Source organism: Litoribacillus peritrichatus, from assembly GCF_039537985.1.
Classification (GTDB): Bacteria; Pseudomonadota; Gammaproteobacteria; order Pseudomonadales; family Litoribrevibacteraceae; genus Litoribacillus; species Litoribacillus peritrichatus.
Genome location: NZ_BAABBN010000004.1, coordinates 1,683,272 through 1,706,270, shown reverse-complemented (window position 1 = coordinate 1,706,270; position 22,999 = coordinate 1,683,272). Strand labels below are relative to the sequence as shown.

21 protein-coding genes are annotated in these 22,999 nt (G+C 45.8%); 16 read left to right on the top strand and 5 right to left on the bottom strand.

Features of this window, described 5'->3' with window-relative positions:
• Positions 1-133: 133 nt before the first annotated feature.
• Entirely contained in the window at positions 134-1,393 is a 1,260-nt protein-coding gene (locus tag ABD744_RS08965; protein WP_344797611.1) for an HlyC/CorC family transporter, read from the bottom strand.
• A gap of 59 nt (positions 1,394-1,452) precedes the next feature.
• Positions 1,453-2,271: a cytochrome C assembly family protein gene (locus tag ABD744_RS08960; RefSeq protein WP_344797609.1), complete on the bottom strand. Its 819-nt coding sequence runs from the start codon at positions 2,269-2,271 to the stop codon at positions 1,453-1,455.
• 299 nt (positions 2,272-2,570) lie between these two features.
• Between ABD744_RS08960 and ffh the strand changes: the two genes are divergently transcribed.
• The 11 genes from ffh (at position 2,571) to ggt (ending at position 15,094) form a co-directional block, all read left to right on the top strand.
• Positions 2,571-3,995, top strand: a complete 1,425-nt coding sequence (ffh, locus tag ABD744_RS08955) for a signal recognition particle protein (RefSeq protein ID WP_344797607.1) — start codon at positions 2,571-2,573, stop codon at positions 3,993-3,995.
• Between the two features lie 211 nt (positions 3,996-4,206).
• Positions 4,207-4,449 carry a 30S ribosomal protein S16 gene (gene rpsP, locus ABD744_RS08950; RefSeq protein ID WP_344797605.1) on the top strand — a complete coding sequence of 81 codons (243 nt, stop codon included), beginning with the start codon at positions 4,207-4,209 and terminating at the stop codon, positions 4,447-4,449.
• A gap of 45 nt (positions 4,450-4,494) precedes the next feature.
• Positions 4,495-5,037, top strand: a complete 543-nt coding sequence (gene rimM / locus ABD744_RS08945) for a ribosome maturation factor RimM (RefSeq protein WP_344797603.1) — start codon at positions 4,495-4,497, stop codon at positions 5,035-5,037.
• Between the two features lie 19 nt (positions 5,038-5,056).
• On the top strand, positions 5,057-5,803 hold the full coding sequence (gene trmD, locus ABD744_RS08940) for a tRNA (guanosine(37)-N1)-methyltransferase TrmD (protein ID WP_344797601.1): 747 nt from the start codon (positions 5,057-5,059) through the stop codon (positions 5,801-5,803).
• Positions 5,804-5,831: 28 nt separating this feature from the next.
• Positions 5,832-6,185 (top strand): 50S ribosomal protein L19, encoded by a 354-nt coding sequence (gene rplS / locus ABD744_RS08935; protein ID WP_344797599.1) that lies wholly within the window; start codon positions 5,832-5,834, stop codon positions 6,183-6,185.
• A 127-nt stretch (positions 6,186-6,312) separates the two neighbouring features.
• Positions 6,313-7,209, top strand: coding sequence for a site-specific tyrosine recombinase XerD (gene xerD / locus ABD744_RS08930; protein WP_344797597.1), 897 nt, complete (start codon positions 6,313-6,315; stop codon positions 7,207-7,209).
• Between the two features lie 89 nt (positions 7,210-7,298).
• Complete coding sequence (locus ABD744_RS08925; RefSeq protein ID WP_344797595.1) at positions 7,299-8,024, top strand: DsbC family protein; 726 nt, start codon at positions 7,299-7,301, stop codon at positions 8,022-8,024.
• Positions 8,025-8,190: 166 nt separating this feature from the next.
• Complete coding sequence (locus ABD744_RS08920; protein WP_344797593.1) at positions 8,191-8,835, top strand: TetR/AcrR family transcriptional regulator; 645 nt, start codon at positions 8,191-8,193, stop codon at positions 8,833-8,835.
• A 132-nt stretch (positions 8,836-8,967) separates the two neighbouring features.
• The gene (locus ABD744_RS08915) at positions 8,968-10,068 is read left to right on the top strand and encodes an efflux RND transporter periplasmic adaptor subunit (protein ID WP_344797591.1); all 1,101 of its coding nucleotides are present in this window, start codon (positions 8,968-8,970) and stop codon (positions 10,066-10,068) included.
• On the top strand, positions 10,068-13,238 hold the full coding sequence (locus ABD744_RS08910; protein ID WP_344797589.1) for an efflux RND transporter permease subunit: 3,171 nt from the start codon (positions 10,068-10,070) through the stop codon (positions 13,236-13,238). Before ABD744_RS08915 ends, ABD744_RS08910 begins: the two co-directional genes overlap by 1 nt.
• Positions 13,239-13,345: 107 nt before the next feature.
• Entirely contained in the window at positions 13,346-15,094 is a 1,749-nt protein-coding gene (gene ggt, locus ABD744_RS08905) for a gamma-glutamyltransferase (RefSeq protein WP_344797587.1), read from the top strand.
• Here the strand turns inward: ggt and ABD744_RS08900 are convergent.
• The gene (locus ABD744_RS08900) at positions 15,083-16,021 is read right to left on the bottom strand and encodes a LysR family transcriptional regulator (RefSeq protein WP_344797585.1); all 939 of its coding nucleotides are present in this window, start codon (positions 16,019-16,021) and stop codon (positions 15,083-15,085) included. The genes ggt and ABD744_RS08900 overlap by 12 nt on opposite strands.
• Before the next feature lie 145 nt (positions 16,022-16,166).
• On the opposite strand from ABD744_RS08900, the gene ABD744_RS08895 reads away from it, so the two are divergent.
• From ABD744_RS08895 to thrC, 3 genes are all read left to right on the top strand, one after another.
• Positions 16,167-16,604, top strand: a complete 438-nt coding sequence (locus tag ABD744_RS08895) for an acyl-CoA thioesterase (protein WP_344797583.1) — start codon at positions 16,167-16,169, stop codon at positions 16,602-16,604.
• A 277-nt stretch (positions 16,605-16,881) separates the two neighbouring features.
• Entirely contained in the window at positions 16,882-18,183 is a 1,302-nt protein-coding gene (locus tag ABD744_RS08890) for a homoserine dehydrogenase (protein WP_344797581.1), read from the top strand.
• A gap of 52 nt (positions 18,184-18,235) precedes the next feature.
• Positions 18,236-19,636 (top strand): threonine synthase, encoded by a 1,401-nt coding sequence (thrC, locus tag ABD744_RS08885; RefSeq protein WP_344797731.1) that lies wholly within the window; start codon positions 18,236-18,238, stop codon positions 19,634-19,636.
• Positions 19,637-19,773: 137 nt separating this feature from the next.
• Here the strand turns inward: thrC and ABD744_RS08880 are convergent, their stop codons facing one another.
• Complete coding sequence (locus ABD744_RS08880) at positions 19,774-20,535, bottom strand: substrate-binding periplasmic protein (RefSeq protein WP_344797579.1); 762 nt, start codon at positions 20,533-20,535, stop codon at positions 19,774-19,776.
• A gap of 213 nt (positions 20,536-20,748) precedes the next feature.
• On the opposite strand from ABD744_RS08880, the gene recJ reads away from it, so the two are divergent.
• Together recJ and ABD744_RS08870 are read left to right on the top strand one after the other, a co-directional pair.
• Positions 20,749-22,458, top strand: a complete 1,710-nt coding sequence (recJ, locus tag ABD744_RS08875; protein ID WP_344797577.1) for a single-stranded-DNA-specific exonuclease RecJ — start codon at positions 20,749-20,751, stop codon at positions 22,456-22,458.
• 32 nt (positions 22,459-22,490) lie between these two features.
• Positions 22,491-22,721, top strand: coding sequence for a hypothetical protein (locus tag ABD744_RS08870; RefSeq protein ID WP_344797575.1), 231 nt, complete (start codon positions 22,491-22,493; stop codon positions 22,719-22,721).
• Between the two features lie 69 nt (positions 22,722-22,790).
• Here the strand turns inward: ABD744_RS08870 and ABD744_RS08865 are convergent, their stop codons facing one another.
• The gene (locus ABD744_RS08865; RefSeq protein ID WP_344797573.1) at positions 22,791-22,961 is read right to left on the bottom strand and encodes a hypothetical protein; all 171 of its coding nucleotides are present in this window, start codon (positions 22,959-22,961) and stop codon (positions 22,791-22,793) included.
• Positions 22,962-22,999 lie beyond the last annotated feature (38 nt).

Below are 22,999 nucleotides of genomic sequence, written 5' to 3'. Positions count from 1 at the left end.
TGTATGAAATTTGACCGTTATTTGAACAAAATATTACAGTGGAAACCGGAGTTTGAATGGTTTTTTTAAGGAAAATGTAGGTTGCTCAATGAGTTAGAGCAACCTTGTGGATAGAGAGGTTATTGTAGTTTGATCAGTTTTTTGCAGGAATGATGCGCGTAGACTTAATCATATTGTCTTTGACCTGCAAAACTTCAATGTAGTAATTCTGAAGGCGCAGACTTAAATTGGCATCCGGAATGTATTCCAAATAGTCGATGATCAAACCGTTGATGGTTTTGGGACCTTCGGTGGGCAAGTTCCAGTTCAGAGACTTATTGATGTCCCGGATCGGCGCAGCACCGTCAATGATAAATGAGCCGTCATTTTGTGGCGTAATGTCTTGGTTCATGGTGGCTATGTCGGTGGTGAACTCGCCAACAATTTCTTCCAGAATATCTTCCAGGGTTACGATGCCCATGACATCACCGTATTCATCTACAACGATACCGATACGACGTTTTTCTTTCTGAAAGTTAAACATCTGGGTGTGTAACGGTGTACTTTCAGGCACAAAGTAAGGCTCGCGGGTTGCCTGCATGATCATTGACTTGGTGAGGTTATCTTCTTTTAAAAAACGGTTGATGCTGCGTAGGTGCACTAAGCCAACGACTTTATTGATGTCTGATTTATAAACCGGCAATCTTGTGTGTTGGCTGTGACTGATACGCTCGACAATTTCATCAATTTCTAGGTCAAGATCGATACCTACGATATCGTTGCGGGGCACCATGATGTCATTCACGGTGACCTTTTCCAGGTCGATAATGGAAACCAGCATATCTTTGTATTTAGGTGAAATGCGGTGACTTGACTCATACAGTACCGTTCGGAGTTCTTCTTTGCTTAGCGCGTCAGAACCGGAGCCATCGGACTTGATACCAATCATTCTAAGCAAGGATTTTGTTATCAGGTTCAATACCCAAATCACTGGATAAAGCAGCTTGAGCAGCACCGCTAAAACAAACGAAGCGGGAAATGCGATTCGTTCTGGGTGTAGTGCGGCAATGGTTTTTGGTGTGACCTCTGCAAATATCAGAACCACAATGGTCAGGGCAGTGGTCGCAATGGCGATCCCGGCGTCTCCCCAAAGCTGGACTGCAATCAGTGTGGCGATGGCTGACGCAAGAATATTGACAAAGTTGTTACCCACCAGAATGACACTGATCAGTTTGTCTGGCGATTTAAGTAGCTTTTCAGCGTTCTTAGCACCACGATTTCCGCTTTTGGCCAAATGTTTAAGGCGATAGCGGTTAAGAGACATCATCCCCGTTTCTGAGCTTGAGAAAAATGCTGAAAGAATGATAAGGAAGAATAAAAATACACTTAAAAGTGTAATCGAGTGTTCGTTCAAGGAAGGAAAGGCCTTTCAATGCTAATTTGTTGGAATTGTTGAGCAGAATAAGCCATCAGTCAAGATGAAGATGGCAATTGAAGGATCAACTCGATGACAATTTTACTGCCAAAGTAGCCGAGCAGTAACAGTGCCCAGCCGCCTAAAGTCCAGCGAATCGCTTTTTTTCCTCGCCAGCCCTGCATTTGATGTCCTAATAACAGCGTTCCAAAAACCAGCCATGCGGCTATGGATAATGTGGTTTTGTGAACAAGATGCTGTTCAAAGAGATCATCAACAAAAATTACCCCGGCGATCATTGCTCCGGTCAATAAAATGAATCCGGTCCACAGCATGTTGAATAACAAGTGCTCCATCGTTTGTAGCGGTGGTAACGCTTTGATGATGTTCCAGCTGTTATGGCGCTGTTTCAGCTTGTTGTTCAGTACCAGTAATAAGATGGCCTGTAAGGCTGCAATACTGAAAAATGCGTATGAAGTTATGGATAGGATGATGTGGGTTGCTAAACCTGCCGTCAGATGGTGAACCGTAATTTGTGTCGGTTCTGTTACCGTGACGGACCACAATAAGGCCAGCGATGCAAAAGGCGCTATGCCTATGAATAAGCTAAGTACCGGTTTTTTAAAACTGTTTAACAGCACCATTAAGCTGATGAGCGCCGCGACTAAAGAGGAAATATTATTAATGCTGATGTCAGGCCCGTTGCCTGTACGCATTTGGTAGCCACAAATAATAAAGTGCACAGCGATAGCAATGGCCAGGGCCGCATTTTGAGCCTGAATAGAAAGGCCGTTTTTGCCGTTCAGAGTTCGTAATTGAGAAACTGCTACGGAGCAATACACAAAGGAAACGGCTAGAGCTGCGATTAGCGCCAACATATCGGATTAATTTTCCTGTTATTAAAATATTCTTGCCTGAATAGATAAAACCAATAACTGCTTAGAGGTCGTTAACTCTAAAAAACTCCGCTAGTTTGTCACATATAGAATCTTTAGAGAAGTGTCCTGATAGCTTCTGAGGTGCAGAATCAGTTAGAATATGGCTAATTCTATAATTTAAGCTCGTCCTTATCTTTGCTTTAGGTCAAATCTTACTTTTATAAAGTAGGTATAAACAGTAAATACACTGTGTCTGAGCTATTTGGATGTTGTCGATTACTTGCAGGTAGAAATATTACATGTTTGAAAATTTATCCGATCGCTTAACGGACTCCCTCAAACAAATTACCGGTCAGGCCAAACTGACGGAAGAAAACATTAAAGGGACGTTACGTGAAGTGCGCTTGGCTTTATTAGAAGCCGACGTCGCATTGTTAGTGGTTAAGGCCTTTATTGGTAAAGTTAAAGAACGAGCCATTGGCCTGGATGTGTCTCAGCATCTGAACCCGGGTCAGGAATTTGTAAAGATCGTTCAAGAAGAACTTGAACTCATCATGGGTGAGGCCAACGAAGATCTGGATCTTTCGGCTCAACCTCCTGCTGTGATTATGATGGCAGGCCTTCAGGGGGCGGGTAAAACCACAACTGTAGGTAAACTTGGTAAGTTTCTAAAAGAACAGAAGAAAAAGAAAGTACTGGTAACTTCTGCTGATGTTTATCGCCCGGCGGCGATTAAACAGCTGGAAACATTAGCGACAGACCTTGAATTGGAGTTTCATCCAAGTACCGGTGATCAGGACCCGGTTTACATCGCACAAGAAGCGATCGCAGCGGCCAAGCGTAAGCAGGCAGATGTAGTCATTGTGGATACTGCGGGTCGTCTTCATATTGATGAAGAAATGATGGGCGAGATTAAGCGCCTTCATGCGGCAGTAAATCCAGTTGAAACCCTGTTTGTGGTTGATGCCATGACGGGGCAGGATGCTGCAAATACAGCAAAAGCATTCAATGATGCATTGCCACTGACCGGTGTTGTGCTGACGAAGGTTGATGGTGATGCTCGTGGTGGTGCCGCGTTATCTGTGCGTCATATTACAGGTAAACCGATTAAGTTCTTGGGTGTGGGTGAGAAAACCGATGCACTTGAGGCGTTTCACCCGGATCGTATGGCGTCGCGTATTCTTGGTATGGGCGATGTTTTGTCGCTTATCGAAGAAGCTGATCGTAAGATTGATAAGCAGAAAGCGGAAAAGTTTGCGAAGAAAATCAAGAAGGGTAAAGGGTTTAACCTGGAAGATTTCCGCGATCAGCTTCAGCAGATGAAAAACATGGGTGGCATGACCAGCCTTCTGGATAAGCTTCCTGGAATGGGGAACTTGTCGCAAATGGCTGGCGACCATCTGAATGAGAAAATGTTTGTTCAGATGGAATCGATCATTAATTCGATGACGCCTCATGAACGCCGTTTCCCGGATGTGATTAATAATTCGCGCAAAAAACGAATTGCGGCGGGTTCAGGTACAAACTTGCAGGATATTAATCGTCTTCTTAAACAGCATAAGCAAATGCAAAAGATGATGAAGAAGTTCAGTAAGAAAGGTGCAGTAGCCAACATGATGCGTGGCATGGGCGGCATGTTTGGCGGCGGCGGTCCAGGAGGAATGGGTGGCCCTGGTGGCATGGGCGGTATGGGTGGCCCAGGCGGTTTGCCTCCGAAATTCTAATCGCCGTTTGAGTGATGGTTCTTCAAAGCCGCTGTTTATCAGCGGCTTTGTCGTTTCTAAATGTTGAAATACCGGTATCTTTTATTGTTTTAGTCGCGTAGAATGTGCGCTCTTAATTTACCGGACTTTTCGGGTTTTGCTGACCTGGATTGTCTTAACACTAACGGTAGGTGATCTCAAAACCTGCCCGCAGATAAAGGATCGAAACCTTATGGTAGTAATTCGATTAGCACGTAGCGGTTCAAAAAAACGCCCTTTCTATCACATTTCAGTAGCTGACTCACGTAATGCACGTGACGGTCGCTTTATCGAGCGGGTAGGGTTCTTTAATCCCGTCGCTCGTGGTCAGGAAGAGCGTCTACGCATCGATTCTGAGCGTGTTGAATACTGGGTTGGTAAAGGTGCTCAGCTTTCTGATCGCGTTGCAAAGCTAGTTAAAGATTCAGCTAAATAAGTTGGGTTTTTTGTACTTCGGTATCGGGTTGGCTGATTATTAAATATGGCAAGTAGTTCTGATAAAACCGTTACGCTGGGGAAAATAACTGGCGTATTTGGGGTGAAAGGTTGGGTAAAAGTTTATTCTTATACCGAACCAATGGAAGGCATATTTGATTATCAACCGTGGTATCTCGACTCCAATGGTAAAAAAATTACGGTTGAAGTCGAAAAGTGTCAGCGTCATGGCAAGGGTATGATTGCTAAGCTGGCAAAATGCGATGATCGAGATCAGGCAGCAACGTTCTCTGGAAGCTTAATTAAAGTGACTGGCGATGAACTACCTGAGCTTGACGATGGGGATTACTACTGGCATCAGCTTGAAAACCTAAAGGTGATCAGTGTTGCAGTAGAGGGCGAGCCCGTGCTTTTAGGAAAGGTAGCTTACCTGACTGAAACCGGCTCAAACGATATTCTCGTTGTTAAATCTTGTTCTGGAAGTATTGATAAACAAGAACGTTTGGTTCCGTATTTACCGGATCTGTATGTTCTTAATGTTGATCTTGAAGAACAGACGATTACCGTAGACTGGGACCCAGAGTTTTAATCTGTAAAAGGGTTGTTTGATGGAAAACACGTGGATTGGAGTTATATCTCTGTTTCCGGAAATGTTTTCTGCTGTTACAGAACATGGGGTCACCAGAAGGGCATGTGAAAAAGGCTTGTTGCAAGTCGAAACATGGAATCCAAGGGATTTCACGCATGACCGACACAGAACAGTAGATGACCGTCCTTATGGTGGTGGCCCAGGCATGTTGATGAAGGTTCAGCCTTTACAGGATGCAATCCAGGCAGCAAAACAAGCGGCTGGTGAGGGTGCTAAGGTCATTTATATGTCGCCACAAGGGCGTACCTTGGACCAAGAGGGTGTTAAATACCTCGCGTCCCAAAAACGATTAATCATCGTAGCGGGTCGTTATGAAGGCATTGACGAGCGGGTAATACAAACCGAGGTTGATGAGGAATGGTCTATTGGTGATTACGTGTTGAGTGGTGGTGAACTGGCGGCAATGGTGATGATTGATTCGGTTACACGAATGATTCCCGGAGCGCTTGGTCATGAGATGTCGGCAGAAGAAGATTCATTTGCAGCAGGGTTATTGGATTGCCCACACTATACCAGACCTGAACAGATCAATGATCTGACCGTACCGGATGTATTGCTTAGCGGAAATCATGAAGCCATCCGCAAGTGGCGATTGAAACAGTCACTTGGCAGGACTTGGCAAAGGCGGCCTGAGTTACTAAGCCAGATAGAACTGGATAAAGAACAAAAGGCGTTATTAGAAGAGTTTGTACGCGAGTCGGAATAGCCGGCAGCGATAAGATAGGAGTTATGTCATGAGTGGCAAGAACCCAATTATTCAGCAGATTGAAAATGAGCAAATGGGCAAAGAACTTCCAGAGTTCGGCCCTGGTGATACTGTAATTGTACAGGTTAAAGTTAAAGAAGGTACTCGTGAGCGTCTTCAGGCTTATGAAGGTGTTGTAATCGGTAAGCGTAACCGTGGTTTGAACTCTGCGTTTACTGTTCGCAAGATTTCTCATGGTGTTGGCGTTGAGCGTACTTTCCAGACTTACAGCCCGCTAGTAGACAGCGTAGAAGTTAAGCGTCGTGGTGTTGTTCGCCAGGCTAAGCTTTACTACTTGCGTGAGCTTACTGGTAAGGCTGCACGTATTAAAGAGAAAGTATAATTACTCTTTTTTACGTTGCTCTCAAGGCAATCTCTGTTTAGAGTTTGCCTTGAAATCAGAAAAAAGGCAGTCTTTGGACTGTCTTTTTTTATGTCTGGTATTTAGTGATGTCGACGGATGGGTCTTTATGAATGAAGTGAATGAACAGCTGATTTCAACCTACTTGGATTCGCTATGGCTGGAAAAAGGCTTGAGTGATAACTCATTGGATGCTTATCGGCGAGATTTAAAGGGTTTGGCCGTTTTTGTTGAAAAACTCGATAAAACCTTGTTGCAGGCAGATAGGATTGACTTGATGGATTACCTGGGCGCAAGAATGCGCGGGGGCTATAAGGCCCGGTCTTCGGCAAGAATGATGTCTTGTTTGCGCAGTTTTTATCGTTATTTGATTCGCGAAAATAAAGTCTCTGAAGATCCGACTCAAAACCTCGACAGTCCTAAGTTAGGCCGACCTATTCCAGATTCACTGACAGAACAAGAGGTGGATTCGCTGCTTGAGACCCCAGACATTAAGACCCCGCTCGGAATGAGGGACAGAGCCATGTTGGAAGTGCTTTATGCGACGGGTCTCAGGGTTTCCGAACTGGTGGGGTTGCGACTGGAGCAAGTGAATCTTCGCCAGGGGCTGGTTCGTATTATGGGGAAGGGCAATAAAGAGCGGCTGGTGCCTTTAGGGGAGGAGTCGATGGACTGGATTGAACGTTACCTAAAAGAAGCTCGTGCTGATTTGCTACCTGACCTTTCCGAGACGATTGTCTTTCCTAGCCAGCAAGGGCGCCCCATGACACGTCAGACGTTTTGGCACCGAATTAAAAAACACGCCTTTGAAGCCGGAATTACCAAGCACTTATCGCCTCATACATTGCGCCACGCTTTTGCAACACACTTATTAAATCACGGAGCGGATTTACGAGTGGTGCAAATGTTGTTGGGGCACAGTGATTTATCGACCACTCAAATATATACTCATGTGGCCAGACAGCGTTTAAATCAACTGCATCAGGATCACCATCCGAGAGGCTAAAAAAGGTTTTTATGGACGGAACTATTACTTAAAGCTTGAGTCTGATACGGTATTGATAATCATATAATGAAACGAGAAATATAAAGCCAATGTTTAAACATTCCTACACTAAATGGTGTTCCGCACTCGTTATGATGTGTGCCGGCGCTGTTAACGCAGATAATACTGATATTACTGCGAAGCTTAAAAAAGCCATTCCGCAGGCAGAAATTGCTTCCATTGCTGAAAGTCCGGTTCCTGGTCTTTATGCTGTTGAGGTGGTTGGTAATGGTATCGTTTATATGCCAGAAGACGGGTCACACTTTATTGCGGGTGACTTGTATCGAATTGAAGCCAGCGGTTTAGCGAATGTCACCGAAGAGCAAATGAACGGTGTGCGCGCTAAGGCACTTTTGGCGGTAGATAAGAAAGACATGATCAGCTTTCCTGCAAAGGGTAAAGAAAAGGCCAACTTAACAGTATTCACCGATATTGATTGTGGCTATTGCCGTAAGTTTCATAATGAAATCCCTAAGTTGAATGAGCTGGGTATTTCTGTCAGTTACATGGCTTTTCCGAGAGCAGGTGTGGGTTCAAACTCATTTGAAAAATATGTATCGGTTTGGTGTGCGGATGATCAGCAAACTTCGATGAGCAAGGCTAAAAATAACCAGCCTGTTGCTCCGAAAACCTGTACTAACCCGGTTCAGGATCAATACATGTTGGGACGACAAGTTGGGGTCAACTCTACGCCTAATTTAGTGCTTGAATCAGGTGAATTAATTCGCGGCTATGTGCCTGCTACCCAGCTAGCAAAGCGTTTGGGTATCAATTAGTAATTCTAAATTTGTGTTGAAGAGGTCGACCATTGGTCGGCCTTTTCTGTTTCTAAGCTAGTCTCTTTTATTTTATGACTGCTGGTCATAAAGTGACGACTGGTCATTTTATTATTGTTTCTAATCCGTTATCCTGCTGTTCAGTTTGGGTTAATGTTGAATATTTATGATAGAAACAATGTCGGATACCAACCTGTCCAGAAAAGAGCGGGAGTTTCAGCGGCGGGAGCAGGACATTTTGTCTGCTGCTATTGCCTTATTTGGAGAGGAAGGCTGGGAAAACGTCACCGTTGCACAGATTGCTGCGAGTGCAGAAATTGGCAAAGGCACTGTTTATAAGCATTTTGCCTCCAAAGAAGATATTTATGCTCGACTGTCATTGGATTTTCATTACCAGCTAATGACCATATATCAACAAATCAGCCTTGAGTTGAACAGTCTCGATTTCATGAAAGAAGCGATCTATCAATCTTTCAGGTTTTATCGTGAAAACCAGATTTGTGGAAAACTCAGTGAGTTTTGCAAGAGGAAGGATTTTAAAGAACGTATCTCGGAATCGCTTTCTCTTGAGTATCAAGATTTGGATCAGAAGTTTGAAGCTTTTTTCGGGGTGATACTTGAAAAAGGAATTCAGGAGGGTGTCATTGATGACAGACCCATCATGCACTTAATGATAGGTATGGAAGCAACGTTTGAAGGCGCGATATCAATGATGACAAATGACTCTTATACCGACTTTTCCGAGCTGGATGAAGAGACGTTTGTGGATGTGGTTACTGGTTTCATGGTGTCGGCTTTGGCAAAGCGATGAATCATTATCGGGGGATGATGGCTCAATCGGATCACCATAAACAGTGGCTGGAAAGCAGTAAGGAAATACACAGTAAAAGTGTACAAGGATAAAAGACACGTATGTGTCGTACTATAAAAATCGGTGGGAATTATGAATAAATCAATGTTGGTCGCGATCTTCCTTTCGTTGGGATTGCTTGCATGGGTGCTGTCTGGTTCGGATCAAACGTCAGGTGAAACACAGCAATTTACTGAAGAAATTCAACCAATGAAAGTGCAGGTGACGGCCTCTGAAGCCAAAGAAGTTGATATCCAAATTCTCTTTCAAGGGGAATTGCTGCCTGCCCGGGAAGTGACGCTCAGAGCTGAAACGGATGGTCGAATTGAGTCCATTATCGTAGACAAAGCGCAAGGCGTTACACGCGACCAACTCATTCTTAAGTTGGCGTTGGATGATCGGTCGGCTCGTTTAGCCGGAGCAAAAGCAGAATTAATCAAGGCTGAGAGTGATTTGGATTCCAACCGAAAGCTCTTCAAGCGAGGTTTATTATCCGCAAGTCAGTTAAAACAGGATGAGGCCGAATATGCTACTGCCCAAGCGCAGGTAAGCCAGATCAATAATGAAATTCGCAACACTCAAATTAAAGCTCCGTTTGACAGCATCGTCGATGACCGCTTCGTTGAAATCGGTGACTTCGTAAGAGAAGGCGACGCTTTGGTTCGTGTTCTGGATACCAATAAACTGAAAGTGGTGGGCTGGGTGCCTCAACAAAAAGCCAGTGATCTGGAGTTAGGACAGTCGGTCAGTACCGAGCTGGTCAACGGCTTGAAGTTAACGGGTACAGTGAAGTACGTGGCTCCAAGAGCCAACACTGAAACCAGAGCCTTTAAGGTGGAAGTGGAAATTATTCCAGAAAAGAAAGTGAAGTTGCTGGGTTCCAGTGTCAGTTCGAAAATCGTAACTCAAAGACAAAAAGCGCATTTTTTATCGCCTGCTGTGATCAGCCTCGACTCGAACGGCGACTTGTTGGTAAAAGTTGTTAATCAGCAAAATCAAGTGGAGTCTTATCCGGTTGAAGTAGTACAAAGTGAGTCTTCCGGCGTGTGGCTCACCGGATTACCAGACAGTGCCAACGTAATTACCATGGGCCAGGGGTTTGTGTTGGATAACCAAGTGGTTGTGCCAACGGTTGTCAAGCCGGACGCTGAAGTGACTCACACAAAATCTGAGTCTGTGAAACACGAGGCTTGATGATGGGAAAAATAATAGAGTTTGCCTTACAAAAAAATCGGTCCGTGTTGGTTGTTTTTGCGTTCCTGTTAGTCAGTGGTTATGTGGCGTTGACCAGCATGCCAAAAGAGTCAGAGCCGGATGTTGCTGTACCTTTTATTTATGTTTCCATGGTGTATGACGGCATCTCTCCTGAAGATGCCGAACGTTTACTTGTCCGCCCAATGGAATCTGAATTAAAAAGCATCGAAGGCGTAAAGGAAATGAGCTCCGTAGCCAGTGAAAGCCATGCCTCTGTCACGCTGGAGTTTGATGCCGGTTTTGATAGTAAAACCGCCTTACAGGACGTCAGAGAAAAAGTAGATCTGGCGAAACCTGAATTACCGGAAGGGGCTGAAGAGCCAGAAGTTCACGAAGTGAATGTGGCCTTGTTCCCTGTGATGTCGATAGGTTTGTCCGGGCCGGTGCCTGAACGTCAACTGATGATGATTGCCCGTGATCTGCGGGATGATATTGAGGCGTTAAGTGGTGTTTTGGAGGTTGAAGTCGGCGGTGATCGTGAAGAGATTCTTGAGCTAACCGTCGATCCTGTGATTCTGGAAACCTACAACGTCAGTTTGGAAGAAGCGCTGAACGTCGTTGGAAGAAATAACCAGCTAGTCGCTGCGGGAGCACTTGATACCGGCCACGGTCGTATGGTCATCAAGGTACCAGGCGTGATTGAAGACCCATATGACTTACTTGATTTGCCTGTGAAAATGTATCAAGGGAATGTCGTTAAGTTTGGCGATGTTGCTCAGGTTCGTCGTACATTCAAGGACCCGGAAGGGTTTGCTCGGGTCAACGGTCAACCGGCTTTTGCGCTGGAAGTGAAAAAACGAATTGGCTCCAACATCATCGGTACTCTGGATGAAGTTCGTGCTTTGATTGCGGAAAAGCGTGAATTCTGGCCTGCCGAATTGGAAGTTTCTTATATTCTGGATAAATCCGAACAGATTGAAGAAATGCTGACGGATTTATTCAATAACGTACTCAGTGCCATCGTGCTGGTCATGATCGTGATCATCGCAGCGATGGGCTTCCGGTCTTCATTAATTGTAGGGATTGTGATTCCGGGTTCGTTCTTAGCCGGTCTTTGGGTGTTGGATTCGATGTCCTATACCTTGAATATTGTTGTGCTTTTCAGTTTGATTCTTGTGGTCGGCATGTTGGTGGATGGTGCCATTGTGGTCGCCGAGCTTGCGGATCGTAAGATGAAGGAGGGCGAATCACCAAAGAGCGCGTTTGCTGCGGCCGCAACCCGCATGGCTTGGCCTGTGATTGCATCAACAGCCACCACTTTGGCGGTGTTTTTCCCGTTATTGGCTTGGCCTGGCGTGATGGGGCAGTTTATGAAATATCTGCCCGTGACTGTCATTGTGTGTCTGATCGCTTCAACGTTTATGGCGCTGATTTTCTTGCCCGTCATTGGTGCAGCGATCAGCCGAAAACGTAAATCAGAGACACCGTTTGTAGAGCCTGCTCCGTCTTTTGTGACCAAAGTCTACGGGAGTTTGCTTGGGAAACTGTTGAAGATGCCAGGCCAGTTTTTAATATTGGTGCTTATCTTGGTGGTTGCTGCCTATGGTGCTTACGGTAAATTTGGCAAGGGCACCGAATTCTTTCCTGATGTTGAACCTGATTCGGCTCAGATACTTGTTCGGGCCAGAGGAGATTTGTCGATCTATGAAAAAGACAAGCTGGTTAAACAGGTTGAAGAGCGCATCGTTGGCATGGAGGAGTTAGAAAACGTTTATGCTCGTTCATTCAATCAGGGGGCGAATGAAATGCCGGATGATACCGTCGGTGCCATTCAGTTCAGGTTTATTGACTGGAAACGCCGCCTTCCTGCCTCTCAGATTCTGGATAAAATGAAGGAAAGAACGGCGGACATCGCAGGAGTCATGTTGGAGTTTCGTAAACAAGACGACGGCCCTTCCGGTGGTAAGCCGATTAAGCTGCAGGTCTCAGGTTGGTATAACGACAGTATTTTTGAAACGGTGGATAAAATTACCGCTGCGTTGAACTCAATAGATGGCGTGAAAGACGTTGAAGATAATCGGCCCCTGCCTGGGATTGATTGGCAGTTGACGCTTGATAGGGAGTTGGCGGCTCAGAATGGTGCGGATGTCACGGTCACGGGGTCTGCCGTTCAGCTGGTGACGACAGGCATCAAGGTTGCGGGCTATCGGCCGGATGACAGCGATGAAGAGCTTGATATTCGGGTTCGCTATCCGTTGGAGGCTCGGAACCTGGAGCAGTTTGAACGGATTCGTCTGAAGACGGAGCAGGGCATGGTTTCATTGGGTAATTTCATTACCTTGGAACCAGACCCTAAAGTCAGCAATTTAAAACGCGTTGATAGTCGACGTGCCATTACCGTTCAGGCGGATGTGTTTGAGGGCGTTTTGGTCAGCGATAAACTGAAAGAGCTTCAACAGCTGTTGGAAAAGGAGACATTTCCTGCGGATGTTCGTTTGCGCTTTAAAGGTGAAGACGAAGATGCCAAAGAAACAGGCGATTTCTTAGCCGGCGCCTTTGTGACGGCAGTGGTATTGATGTTGTTGATTCTGGTGACACAGTTCAACAGCTTCTATCAGAGTATTTTGGTATTGAGTGCCATTGTTTTGTCTTCTGCCGGGGTTGTGCTTGGATTGTTGGTCACAAATCAGCCGTTTGGCATTGTAATGTGTGGCCTGGGTATCATTGCGTTGGCCGGGATTGTGGTGAATAACAATATTGTTCTGATTGATACCTATAACCAGCTCAAGGCAACGGGCCTATCGGCTTATGATGCTGCGCTTGAAACCGGTATGTTGAGGTTGCGTCCCGTATTTCTGACGGCCTTCACTACTGTATTGGGTTTGATTCCAATGGTGATGTCGATGAATATTGATTTAATCAATCGAGTTGTGAATTTCGGCGCGCCATCGACTCAGTGGTGGACTCAGTTAGCCAGTTCCATCGCGGGAGGGTTGTCCTTTGCGACGATTCTAACCTTGTTATTAACGCCGTGTTTGTTGGTGCTTGGGGATAATGCCGGGAAATTCTTTTCTAGAAACAAGCCTAAAGCCCATGTTTCGAACGGCCCCAATGACGAAATGCACAAACCTCACAAAGAAAGAAGGCGTTTAATGGAATCTTCCAATTAAAAAAGCTACAAATGTATACAGAGCCTCAGGGCTCTGTTTTTGTTTTGGCGGCAGTCAATTAATGGCGTCGTTCAAAAATTTTTAAGATTTCTTAAAAGGATGCTTTTATGAACATCAGGCCTCTTGCTTTTGGCTGTTTGATTGTTGGCACGATATTAACCGGCTCTGTGTTTGCTTCGATGAATGAAGCGAGAGATCCGGAAGCTGCGACGGGGATAAATCAGAAAACAGTCGTTACAAGTCATAACTATATGGTGTCCGCAGCAAACCCTTATGCGGTTGAGGCGGGGTACCGGGTTCTGAAAGAAGGCGGCAGTGCGGTGGATGCAGCCATCGCTGTGCAAATGGTGCTAACCCTGGTGGAGCCTCAGTCTTCTGGGATCGGTGGTGGCGCGTTTATGCTGCATTGGGACGCAGGGAAAAACAAAATCACCAGTTGGGATGGTCGAGAGACGGCCCCTGCGGCAGCGACTGGGGATTTGTTTGTCGGGGACGATGGCAAATTAATGAGCTGGTGGGATGCGTTGGCGGGTGGCCGTTCTGTCGGGGCACCAGGTGTGATCGCTGCACTTTATATGGCGCATCAGCAACAAGGGAAATTGCCCTGGAATTCTTTGTTTAAAGAGGCCATTGAGCTTTCAGAAAAAGGGTTCATTGTTTCTGAAAGGTTGCACCAGCTTATAGCCAAAAAAACCAACCCTTCGTTGGGGCATTATGCTGCAGCAAATGAGTATTTCTTTCCAGGTGGTAAGCCACTTGAAACTGGAAGTCTTCGAAAAAATCCTGATCTTGCTAATACATTTAAATTAATTGCGGAGAAGGGGCCGAAGGCGTTTTATGAAGGAGCTATCGCCAAAGACATTGTCAGTGCGGTGCAAGGTGCGAAAGACAATCCCGGTTTGTTGACCGAAACCGATTTGAAAGCCTATCAGGCTAAAGAACGAATTCCAGTGTGTGCGCCGTATCGCCAATATACCGTTTGCGGTATGGAACCGCCGACATCGGGTGGCATCACTGTGCTGCAAATTCTTTCATTGTTAGAACCATTCAAAGTACATACTTTGGCGCCTATGTCACAAGAGTTCGTTCATCTTTTTACGCAAGCGACTCGCTTGGCTTTTGCTGATCGGGATTTGTACATCGCGGACAGTGATTTTGTTGACGTGCCTGTGAATGCGCTGCTCGATCAACAGTATTTGCAACAACGATCCAAGTTAATTGATGGTACAAAGGACATGGGGTCGGCCAAAGCGGGAAATCTTCCCGGGGCATTGGCATTCAGTGAGGGGGATACACTGGCGCAACCCTCCACCTCTCACATATCAATCGTGGACGCGCAAGGAAATGCGGTATCAATGACCACAAGTATTGAGATGGCTTTTGGTTCGACGTTGATGGTTCGTGGTTTTTTGCTGAACAATCAGCTGACTGACTTTTCATTTCAGAAAGAGAAAGCAGGGAAGCCCGTGGCAAACCGTGTAGAAGGCAAAAAACGTCCTCGCAGCTCCATGGCGCCAATGATGGTGTTTGATGAGCGTAATAAGCTGAAAGTGGTCTTGGGTTCGCCGGGCGGCAGCCGCATTATCAATTACGTTGCTAAGGCATTGATTGGTGTGCTGGACTGGAATTTAAATATTCAAAAGGCCATTGATTTACCCAATATTTCTAACCGCAATGGTGATACTGATCTGGAGTTGGGAACGGAGGCAACTTCTCTTAAAACAGCGCTTGAAGCTAAAGGCCATACTGTCAAGGTCAGGGAGTTAAACAGCGGCCTACATGGTATTGTAATTACCGAGGGTGGATTGCAAGGCGGCGCGGATTCACGCCGCGAAGGCATAGTGTTAGGGGAGTAAATCTCGGTCGGAACTTGCCCGTCTTGACCGCTTCTCATAAATCTCGGTGTTCACAAAACCACGGAACCATTTATGAAGCGGGTCTTGGTGCATTCGGGCATGCCAGAACATGGAGATTTCAAAACCTGGTATGTCAAAAGGGGCTTCTACTGTGGTGAAGCGGGCCGAATCGACGTAACGACGAACAAAATGCCGAGGCAGGAGAATGACAAAATCGGTATTGGCGATGATTTCCAGCGCGGCGAAAAAGTGCGGCACTTTAACTGCTACTTGTCTTTCGTAGCCCTGCTTGGCAAGCAGGATGTCGACGGTGCTTTTTCCTTCGCCTGAGGGACTGATCACTACGTGCTTGAGACTCAGGTAATCTCCGAAACTGAAATGCTCTTTTTTAGGGTGATCCTTCCGGATCACACAAACAAAATCGTCACTGGCCAAAATCTTTTGGAAGATATCCGGTGGTGGCTGCTTGGCACCACCGATGATCAGATCCACGTTGTTTTCTTCCAGTTCGGTCAACAAGTTCGAGCGCCAATCCACCGCGATTAAACGAATGCCTGGGGCGGTCTGAGTTAATACCGGTGTGAGTCTTGGTAATAAAGTATGTGTGCCGTAATCTGTAGTAGCAATTCGTATGGTGCCTGTGGCTGTTTCCGGGTTAAAGGCTTCCGGCTCAATCAATGACTCTATCTGGTTTAATATTTGGGTCAGCGGCTCATACAGTCGTTCAGCTTTGGCTGTTCTCGCCAAGTGTTTACCGGATTTTACCAGTAAGGGGTCATCAAATTGGTCTCTGAGTTTGGCAAGTGTTCGGCTTACCGCTGATTGCGTCAGGTTCAATTGCTCGGCTGCGTGAGTAACGTGTTTTTCGTCCAACAGCACCTTTAGGGTCACAAGGGTATTCAGGTCAATTTTTCTGAGGCTATGCATCGGTGTGTCTGATCCAGTTGGCTGTAATGAATGGATAATACCAAATATACATGATTTGAAATCATGATTGTTATAAATGCGATGAATTTCACTTATGTTTTGAAAATCGCGACAATGCCTGCTATTCAACCGAGGAGTAAGCAGTATGAGTCAAAATTATGAAGCCCTGTATGACAAGCACATTGAAGTTCGCTGGGCGGACTGCGATGCGAATCAACATATGAGACACAGTGCGTATTCTGACTTTTGTGCACATACCCGTATCGGTTTTTTAGATCAAATAGGTATGACAGCAAAGTGGTTTAAAGAGCAGGGCATCGGGCCTGTTTTGTTTAAAGAAGAAACGGAGTATTTTCGTGAAACTTTTCTAGGTGAAGTACTTCGGGTGACGGTAGAGACCGGCGAGCCGACAGGGTCGAAAAAATCGGTTCGTATTGTGAATAAAGTGTACAAGCCCAATGGCGATTTGGCTGCTCAGCATCAGGTCGTTGTTGGCTGGATGGATATGAATCTTCGTAAAGTGGTTGAGCTGCCTGAAAAAATTCAGCAGTTATATCATATTGAATTGCCTGTCGAGGCATAAATCAGGTTCTGCCTTTAAACGCTATGGCTGGTGAAGGCAACTCTAAATTCTCATTTGGCTCTTTTGCTAAAGACTTGCAAGTTACGTAGCTGAATAGAGAGTGTCTCTGGAAGAGATAATATCTCTTTGTTCGTCTTTGGCCCGTTTACGGGCCTTTTTTCTGCTGATTTCTGTCCGTTTAGCCACCAAGAAGCGGTCAAACCCTATCCATTTTTATGGCGTTTCATGTAGAATAGCGCCCCTTATCTATTCAGAAAATAATAAACGGAGTAGCGTTTTGAAACCGGTCAAAGTAGGTATTTGTGGTTTAGGCACCGTGGGGAGCGGTACTTTCAATATTTTAAAACGTAACGCCGATAGAATTACCGGCCGCTTAGGTCGAGACGTAATTGTTACACAGGTGGGTGCGCGTCGTGATAACCCAGCTTGTGATTTGGCCGGTGTGGATGTAACCAGAGACATTTTTGAAGTCGCCAGGAATCCAGACGTTGATGTGGTTGTTGAGTTGATCGGCGGCTACGAAGTGGCAAAAGAATTGGTGTTAATGGCCATTGAAAACGGCAAGCACGTAGTGACCGCGAATAAAGCTTTGATTGCCGTTCATGGCAATGAAATTTTTGCGGCAGCAGAAGCTAAGGGCGTTAGCGTTGCTTATGAAGCTGCTGTGGCTGGTGGCATTCCAATCATTAAGGCCATACGTGAAGGTCTGTCTGCTAATCGTATTGATCACTTGTCCGGTATTATTAATGGTACGGGCAACTTCATTTTGACTGAAATGAGCCAGAAAGGTCGCGATTTTGCGGATGTATTGAAAGAAGCACAAGAGCTTGGCTACGCCGAAGCCGATCCAACCTTTGATGTGGAAGGCATTGACGCTGCACACAAGCTGACCATTCTGTCTTCCATTGCGTTTGGTGTGCCGCTTCAGTTTGAAAAAGCGTATACCGAAGGCATCAGCAAAGTGACGCCGGAAGACGTCAAGTTCGCGGAAGAGCTTGGCTATCGTATTAAACACTTGGGTATTTCTAAGTTGACCGAAAAAGGTGTTGAGCTTCGTGTTCACCCGACCTTAATTCATGAGTCACAGTTGATTGCTAAAGTGGATGGCGTAATGAATGCCGTTGCAGTTCACGGTGATGCCGTGGGTGATACCATGTATTACGGCCCTGGTGCCGGTTCAGAACCTACAGCTTCAGCAGTGATTGCCGATTTAGTGGATCTGGCTCGTACTTTTGATGCCGGCAACAATGCGCGTGCGGCTCACTTAGGGTTCCAGGCGGACAGTGTGTCTGATTTGGGTGTGTTGCCCGTTGAAGAAATCGAAACGTCTTACTATTTGCGTATGCAGGTCGAAGACGAAACAGGTGTGATGGCGAAGATTACTCAAATCTTGAGTGCTCGCGGTGTTAGCATCGAGGCTATGGTGCAGAAAGAAGCAAAAGCTGAGTCCAAAGCGACGGTCGTGCTTCTTACTCACGAAGTAAAAGAGCAGTTAATGAACGACGCCATTGCTGAGATCGAAGCTTTGTCCGATGTGGATGGCGATGTAACACGTATTCGTGCTGAGCATTCAGAATAAGCTCGGCAATTTAAGAATTTAATTTTTTATTAGGTTTTAGAACATCATGGCGATGAAATATATCTCTACTCGTGGCAATGCGCCAGAGTTAACGTTTGAAGAAGTGTTGCTGACCGGTCTTGCGTCTGATGGCGGTTTGTACGTTCCGAAAGAAGTGCCACAGTTCAGCAAGGAAGAAATTGAATCCTGGCGTGACCTTTCTTACACAGAGCTTGCTCATAAGGTGATATACCCTTTTGTTGAAGGCAGCGTCGACAGTGACTCTTTAAAAACCATGCTGGAAGAGGTGTATGGTGGTTTTGGTCACAAGGCGGTTGCACCCGTTCAGCAGATTGATCATAACGAATACGTACTTGAGCTGTTCCACGGCCCTACCTTGGCGTTCAAAGACTTTGCTCTTCAAATGCTTGGTCGCCTGTTGGATTATGTGCTTGAGCGTCGCCATGAAAAAGTTGTGATCATGGGGGCAACGTCGGGTGATACTGGCTCTGCTGCGATTGAAGGCACCAAAGCCTGTAAGAATGTGGATATCTTCATTCTGCATCCAAACGGCAAGGTTTCAGAAGTTCAGCGTCGTCAGATGACAACGGTGAAGGGCGATAACATTTATAACATCGCCATTGAAGGAAACTTCGATCAGGCACAGGACATGGTGAAAGCCAGCTTCGGTGATCAGTCGTTCTTGCGTGGTGAGCGTAAGTTGGTCGCAGTAAACAGCATCAACTGGGCGCGTATCATGTCCCAGATTGTTTACTACTTCTATTCTGCGTTAAACCTTGGTGCCCCGGTTCGTCCAATGGCTTATTCTGTTCCAACCGGTAACTTCGGTGACATCTTTGCCGGTTACATGGCTAAGAAGATGGGCTTACCGATTGAGCAGTTAATCATTGCAACGAACAGCAACGATGTATTGCATCGCTTCATGAGCAAGAATCAGTACGAAGTTCATCCTTTACGGCACACTATCACGCCGTCTATGGACATTGCTGTTTCTTCAAACTTTGAGCGTTTGTTGTTTGATCTATACGACCGTGATGGCGAAGCGTTATCTGCTTTGATGGCGAAAATGAATGCCAAAGAAGAAGTGGTTTCTCTGGACGAAGATAAGCTGGCCAAAGCTCGTGAGTTGTTCGACAGCTACGCAGTGGATGAAGACACAACGGTGAAAACCATGCAGGACGTGTTTGATGAAACGGGCTACTTGCTTGATCCGCATACCGCAATTGGTGTGAAGGCGGCTCGCGAATGTCGCCGTAATACCCGTATCCCTATGATTACGTTGGGTACAGCGCATCCGGTGAAGTTTGAAGAGGCGGTTCAACGTGCAGGTTATGAAATGCCAGCTTTGCCACATCATCTAACCGACTTGATGGATCGTGAAGAACGCTTGAACGTGCTTCCGGCAGAGCTTGATAAAGTGCAGGCGTTTATTGCTGAGAATACGTTTAAGTAAGTTCTATGATGTGAGTTCTATACTTTAGTCTTAAAAAAACCGAGACCTGATCTCGGTTTTTTTATGTCTTCAGATTGTAGCAATGGTCTATTTTGTGGGCAGTGAATCTTTATAGAATTTACTTGCAATGCATTTACTTAATAACGTTCGATAATCCGCTGGATATCCCCACGCTTGTAACCGGATTTTATGACCTGATTAAAGGCTTCGATGAACGCCTGATTATCGACGTTTTTCGAAAAAGCGAGGTAATTGGGATCAAGGTCTAAACGTTTTTCCAGTACGACAAACTGATCTTTGTGCTGGGATAAAAATTCGTCGTTATCGACGATCATGTTTAATGCATGTTCACCGGGGTTAATGATTGCTGCGTCGATTCGGCCTTTCAAAAGCATACGCAACCGTTGGTTGTTGTCGTTGTCTTCTACTACTGTGAAAAATTTCTTGGCTTTTTCGTATTCCTCGCCAAAGGAGCATCCACGGCAAATGCCGATACGTTTACCTGTCAAATCTTCCTGCTTATTGAAAGCGAAACTGTTGTTTTTAGCGGTCACCAGAATGATTTCGTCGTAGTACAGAGGAACCGAGTAATTAAATAACGATAATCGTTCGTTGGTTTTGGAAATGCCTACAATGCCCTGTTGGCCGGTGAGGGAAGCCTGGTACGCTCGTTTCCAGGGAAGAAGATGAATCTGATAGTTGTAACCCGCCATACGTTGTTCTGCGTACTGCAGTATGTCAACCAAAATGCCTTTGGGTTGTTGGTTTTCTAGCCAGATTTTCGGGGGTTTGTCTGCGTTGCCGGTGATGATAATGGTGTTGGTATCGAGTGCAAATGCTGGGAATGTTAAAACAAGAAAGCAAAACAAGCACATGGCTTTCAGGTATCTGAACGTCATTTCCTTTGACCTAATTTGATAGTGATTACTGACTAAGCTAAATACGCGCGTAGTGTAACGTCAAAAAATGAATTTGTTTATCTTTTGTTGAATGGGTGTTTAAAAAAGAGTATTGGTCGATACAATTCAATTAAAATTTCGCGGGTTGGATGTAAAAGTACGGTAAACTTCTTTGTCTTTATTTTTATGGCTCATGTTTGAGGGTTTCCGGTTATGAATATTCAGCAACGTTTGATTCCAGACGTTTCTCATTCTTTGCATGGGTTCAGTCCATTGCTTCAGAGATTGCTGCTCAGCCGTGGTATTACCGAGGCTTCAGACATGGAGTTTAAACTGAATCGGTTATTGCCGCCTTCCGGGTTGAAAGGCATTGATGTGGCCGTTGAGATTGTCAGTCGGGCGGTGGTTCAAAACCAAAGAATATTGATTGTTGGTGATTTTGATGCAGATGGCGCAACCAGTACCGCGTTGAGTGTGCGATGTCTGCGGGCACTCGGAGCCAAGAGTGTAAACTATTTAGTGCCGAATCGGTTTGAATTCGGTTATGGCTTGTCCCCTGAAATCGTGCGGGCCTCTTTGGTTTTTAAGCCCGATTTAATCATCACGGTCGACAATGGCATTTCAAGTGTGGAGGGTGTGGCTGAGGCCGCGAAGCACGGTATTGCAGTGGTTGTCACCGATCATCACTTGGCGGGGAATGAGCTGCCTGATGCGGCGGCGATTGTGAACCCGAATCAACCCGGTTGTGACTTTCAAAGTAAAGCCTTAGCCGGGGTCGGGGTGGCGTTTTATGTCATGTTAGCGGTTCGTAAACAGTTAAGAGATCAGGGGTGGTTTGATCAGCAGGGAATTCGTGAACCAAATCTGGCGTCTGTGCTGGATTTAGTGGCGGTGGGTACGGTCTCGGACTTGGTTCCATTGGATGCTAATAATCGAATTTTAGTGGCCATGGGACTGGAGCGAATTCGAAACGGTAAGGCTTCCCCCGGAGTCTATGCCTTACTTCAGGTCGCGAAGCGGCTTCCGAAAAATCTGACGAGTTCGGACGTAGGCTTTGCGATCGGGCCACGAATTAATGCCGCAGGACGATTGGATGACATGTCGGAAGGCATTGAGTGTTTACTGGCAGACGACCCTTATCAGGCGTTGGAACTTGCGTCTCATCTTGATTCCCTCAATAAAGAGCGGAAAGACATCGAAGTCAGCATGAAAGATGAAGCCATTCGTTTTGTGGATTCGCTAGAGGCCCAATCCGGATTACCAAAAGGCGTGGTGGTTTATCAGAGTGATTGGCATGAAGGCGTCATTGGCATAGTAGCTTCACGCGTGAAAGAGCGATTTTACCGACCTGTGGTGGCTTTGGCGGACGCCGGCGACGGGATCAAAGGTTCGGCCAGATCCATTCCGGGTTTGCATTTAAGGGATTGCCTGGATGTGGTAGATAAACAAAATCCAGGTTTGATTCTTAAATTTGGTGGCCATGCCATGGCGGCAGGGTTAACACTCAGAAAAGACGGGGTCGGGTTGTTTACTGAAGCGTTTAATCAGGTGCTGGATACGCATTTTTCTGAAGTAAATTTTGAACAGGCGTTGATTACCGATGGTGAAATCTCAGGGCAGGAGTTGAATTTGCATACTGCCGAGCAGCTTACCATGCTGTACCCATGGGGACAGCAGTTTCCTGAGCCTTTGTTCGAAGGAGTATTTGATGTTCATCATGTGCGTTTGTTGCAAGGTAACCATGTAAAATGGACGCTGCTGACCTCGCAAGGCGAGGTGGTGGATGCGATTTATTTTAACGTGAAAGCGCCAGAGTTAATGGAGTCGGCAACTCGCGTGAAGCTGTGTTATCACTTATCGGTGAATGAGTTCAGGGACAACCGATCATTACAGTTGATGGTCAATTATGCCGAACCTGTGTAAGTTAATCAGAGCCGATTCAAAGGGAGATTAATATGAAGATTAAAACCGGAAATGCCGATTCGGCCAAAACCGTAAAAGCGGGCTGTGGTATGCGATATGACCCTGAACAATTAGGAGATCATACAGGCTTTGATTTTTCGGGAGCGGAACAATGGAAAGCTCAATTGGAAGAGAAGCTTGAGGCTCATGAGCCGATGGAAAATGTGCGCAAGAAAGGTGAGCTGAAAGAAGATAAGAGTGCAGCTGAGGATAACTTGAAATAAATTCTGACAGTCCTTGGAGCCAGAATTTATTCCGAAGTGAAAGTTAAAAAGAATTAATAACCGCGAGTGCTATTTCAGGCAGCTCAAGTCTCGTTTGCGGTCTGACTTTTTACCATATACGCAGGCGGCGTTCGCTTGATCTGCAGTTACTGCCTCTTCTGAGAGGGGAATGTTTGCCATTGATGCACTTGAAAATGCAGATAAAATGATGGCAAGTACGCTTGATGTAATGACTTTCATGGTTTCGCTCCACTAAGTTTATAAAAGCTTTATATATT

Excerpts from the sequence above, each read along its gene's own strand:
- ABD744_RS08960 (WP_344797609.1), bottom strand. The coding sequence starts at position 2,271 with ATGTTGGCGCTAATCGCAGCTCTAGCCGTTTCCTTTGTGTATTGCTCC.
- ABD744_RS08870 (WP_344797575.1), top strand. The coding sequence starts at position 22,491 with ATGAAGATTAAAACCGGAAATGCCGATTCGGCCAAAACCGTAAAAGCG.
- ABD744_RS08925 (WP_344797595.1), top strand. The coding sequence starts at position 7,299 with ATGTTTAAACATTCCTACACTAAATGGTGTTCCGCACTCGTTATGATG.
- thrC (WP_344797731.1), top strand. The coding sequence starts at position 18,236 with ATGAAATATATCTCTACTCGTGGCAATGCGCCAGAGTTAACGTTTGAA.
- ABD744_RS08865 (WP_344797573.1), bottom strand. The coding sequence starts at position 22,961 with ATGAAAGTCATTACATCAAGCGTACTTGCCATCATTTTATCTGCATTT.
- ABD744_RS08880 (WP_344797579.1), bottom strand. The coding sequence starts at position 20,535 with ATGACGTTCAGATACCTGAAAGCCATGTGCTTGTTTTGCTTTCTTGTT.
- ABD744_RS08915 (WP_344797591.1), top strand. The coding sequence starts at position 8,968 with ATGAATAAATCAATGTTGGTCGCGATCTTCCTTTCGTTGGGATTGCTT.
- trmD (WP_344797601.1), top strand. The coding sequence starts at position 5,057 with ATGGAAAACACGTGGATTGGAGTTATATCTCTGTTTCCGGAAATGTTT.
- xerD (WP_344797597.1), top strand. The coding sequence starts at position 6,313 with ATGAATGAAGTGAATGAACAGCTGATTTCAACCTACTTGGATTCGCTA.
- rplS (WP_344797599.1), top strand. The coding sequence starts at position 5,832 with ATGAGTGGCAAGAACCCAATTATTCAGCAGATTGAAAATGAGCAAATG.
- ABD744_RS08910 (WP_344797589.1), top strand. The coding sequence starts at position 10,068 with ATGATGGGAAAAATAATAGAGTTTGCCTTACAAAAAAATCGGTCCGTG.
- ffh (WP_344797607.1), top strand. The coding sequence starts at position 2,571 with ATGTTTGAAAATTTATCCGATCGCTTAACGGACTCCCTCAAACAAATT.
- rpsP (WP_344797605.1), top strand. The coding sequence starts at position 4,207 with ATGGTAGTAATTCGATTAGCACGTAGCGGTTCAAAAAAACGCCCTTTC.
- ABD744_RS08895 (WP_344797583.1), top strand. The coding sequence starts at position 16,167 with ATGAGTCAAAATTATGAAGCCCTGTATGACAAGCACATTGAAGTTCGC.
- rimM (WP_344797603.1), top strand. The coding sequence starts at position 4,495 with ATGGCAAGTAGTTCTGATAAAACCGTTACGCTGGGGAAAATAACTGGC.
- recJ (WP_344797577.1), top strand. The coding sequence starts at position 20,749 with ATGAATATTCAGCAACGTTTGATTCCAGACGTTTCTCATTCTTTGCAT.
- ABD744_RS08920 (WP_344797593.1), top strand. The coding sequence starts at position 8,191 with ATGATAGAAACAATGTCGGATACCAACCTGTCCAGAAAAGAGCGGGAG.
- ggt (WP_344797587.1), top strand. The coding sequence starts at position 13,346 with ATGAACATCAGGCCTCTTGCTTTTGGCTGTTTGATTGTTGGCACGATA.
- ABD744_RS08900 (WP_344797585.1), bottom strand. The coding sequence starts at position 16,021 with ATGCATAGCCTCAGAAAAATTGACCTGAATACCCTTGTGACCCTAAAG.